Annotated in this window: 3 protein-coding genes; all 3 read right to left on the bottom strand. The window is 39.2% G+C overall.

The window, feature by feature from the left end:
- Nucleotides 1-1,321 (bottom strand): hypothetical protein (locus ACZFYI_RS19290; protein ID WP_462525751.1); only part of this gene is annotated, 1,321 nt, incomplete at its 3' end.
- Complete coding sequence (locus ACZFYI_RS19295) at nucleotides 1,318-2,010, bottom strand: DUF6090 family protein (RefSeq protein ID WP_462525752.1); 693 nt, start codon at nucleotides 2,008-2,010, stop codon at nucleotides 1,318-1,320. The genes ACZFYI_RS19295 and ACZFYI_RS19290, both read right to left, overlap by 4 nt.
- A gap of 55 nt (nucleotides 2,011-2,065) precedes the next feature.
- Nucleotides 2,066-2,281: sensor histidine kinase (locus tag ACZFYI_RS19300; RefSeq protein ID WP_462525753.1), on the bottom strand; the 216-nt coding region annotated here is incomplete at its 5' end.

The following is a 2,281-nucleotide window of genomic DNA, read 5'->3' on the forward strand; positions in this document are numbered from 1 at the left end:
CCCAGGAATTGGGGAAGAACAGGTAGATCAAAGCGAAGGCAAGAATCACATACACAGAAAAGATGATGGCTCTTGCCGGCTCTGTTCCATAGGCGGAGAAGATTTTCAAAAACTGGTTAACCTTCCATGTAAAGTAAGATTTGAAGGATGGATTTTGCTGAAAGAGAAATGCCATGCGATCGGTTTCAAGGTTTTTCCTATCCACAAAAACTGCATTGGCCTTTTCAGTATCAAATTTTGCTTTATAGTGTTGATAGAATTTGCCCCTAAAGGCCATTTCTCCGATATAGGCCTCACTATCCTGGAATCGAATTGAATTGATATATTCATTGTAAAAGCTATCTGAGAAGATATCTACACTTTGTATTCCTCGGTTTTCAGTATAAATCCGGGTAATGGTAGGCCCGAACCCTTCATCGGCAATTACCTTTCCTTGAAACTGGTCCCAATCAATATTTCCATTCAATTGGTCAATTTGAAGCAAAACATATTTCTTGAATTGATTTTGATCAAATTGTAGTCTATTTAGGCCCCTTTGATTCTTAATGTCAATCATTGAGTTTACTGCAAAATCGTTTTCTTGGATTTGAATCCACTCAATCCGATCAAAATTTAAGGTTGTTCCTGTTTGGGTAAGAAACTGATTGTTTTGTACTGAGACCCATTCATAATTTGAAAAGTCCAAAATAGTAGAAAATATCCTTGCGGGATCCTTATCCAAAAATGTATTGTTTTTGATAAACAGGTAGTTAGGACTGTCTTCTCCTTCCCATGAAGATCTGGCAATCATTCTTTCCTTGAAAATATTGTTGGAAATATCAATGGATTGGAAAATTCTATTGGGAAGGATTTTGGGTTGATCTTTTGAGAGATTCTCGTTCAGAAAAGAAGCATTACCTTCAAAAGTGGAGTTGTAAATAGCCAATTCCTTGCATTTTTCTAGCCGAACCTCTTTTTCAAAAATCCAATTGAACAGCACCCCCTCTATCTTGGAATATATTTTTCCATCAAGTTGCACGCCATCGTTTCTATTATCGGAAATTAAATGGACATCCTTCAGATGGACTGCTTTGGAGATCCTGATTTCTGGGATTTTGGAAAGCGAAAAAACGGAATCCGTATTAACAAAATACACCACAAAAAGAGAGTCTGTGGCTTCGTGGTACTGAACAATCGTATTGGAAAGTGAAAAAACTGAGTCTTCTTCTGCTTGGATTAATTCCAAAAATTGATGGTAGGAAATAACCTGATAGTCTTTCTCCTGAGCTTGAACCATCTCAAACGCGAATAGAAAGATTATGAGGATTCCTGCTTTCTTCATCTGTTCAGTTCTTTGGTAATTACTTGTGATAACCTTCGCATTTCCTCGGAGTAGTTTTTGAGGTAGGTTAGATTCATTTCAGCCCGGGTTTTGGTATTCTCCAGAAGTAATAAAAAGTCTTTTCGGAGAAGTAAGTCTTCCGGGAACTTCCGTACGAAAATGGTTTTTCCGTTTACCTCCTCAATTTCAGGGTCTCCCAAAAATGACTCTAGTCGGTCTACATCGGATTCATAGTCCCGATTGATCCATTCTATGAATCGGATTTGCTGAAATACTCTAAAATCGAAGTAATTCACCAATTGCTTTCGGAGGCTGTCATTGGAGATTTTGTCCAGCCCGGAGGATTTTATGGCCTCATAAGGGCCTGAATTTCTATTGTAATTGATCCCAGTTCTCAATAGGTACCACCTTGAAATACCATTCAGATAAAGTGTGTCCAGAAATGGGTGTTTTTGAATAGCAAGCTGAATAATATGTGCCGCCGCAGAATCGAGTCTCCGGACTCTGTCAATATTCCTTTCGGAATCCAGGATATCAGTTTCCAATGCCTCTTTAACCTCTTTAAGCATTTTCAATTCATAGGCTCGGTCCTTTTTTTCTTCATTCCAGTTGTTGACCTGCAAGGCGATTAGGATTCCGATGACCACTAGAAAAATTTCCCCCACGGAATAGGCCAAGTATCGGGTCACCCGGTTTTGGGAGAGGAGTTTTTGGCGGATATGTCGGAAAAAAGAAATCAAGTGTTTATGAACTAGTTAATTGGATAGAAAATTTAGATCCCCTCCCCTCCTCACTCCATACTTTCAAGTCCCCCCCATGCGCCTTTACAATATCATAAGATAGTGATAATCCAAGTCCTGTCCCAGATCCTGTCGGTTTGGTGGTAAAGAAAGGCTGGAAGATCTTTTCTATGATAGCATCGGGAATGCCGTTTCCGTTGTCTTGGACAGAAAGCTCAAT

The organism is Aquiflexum sp., assembly GCF_977115555.1.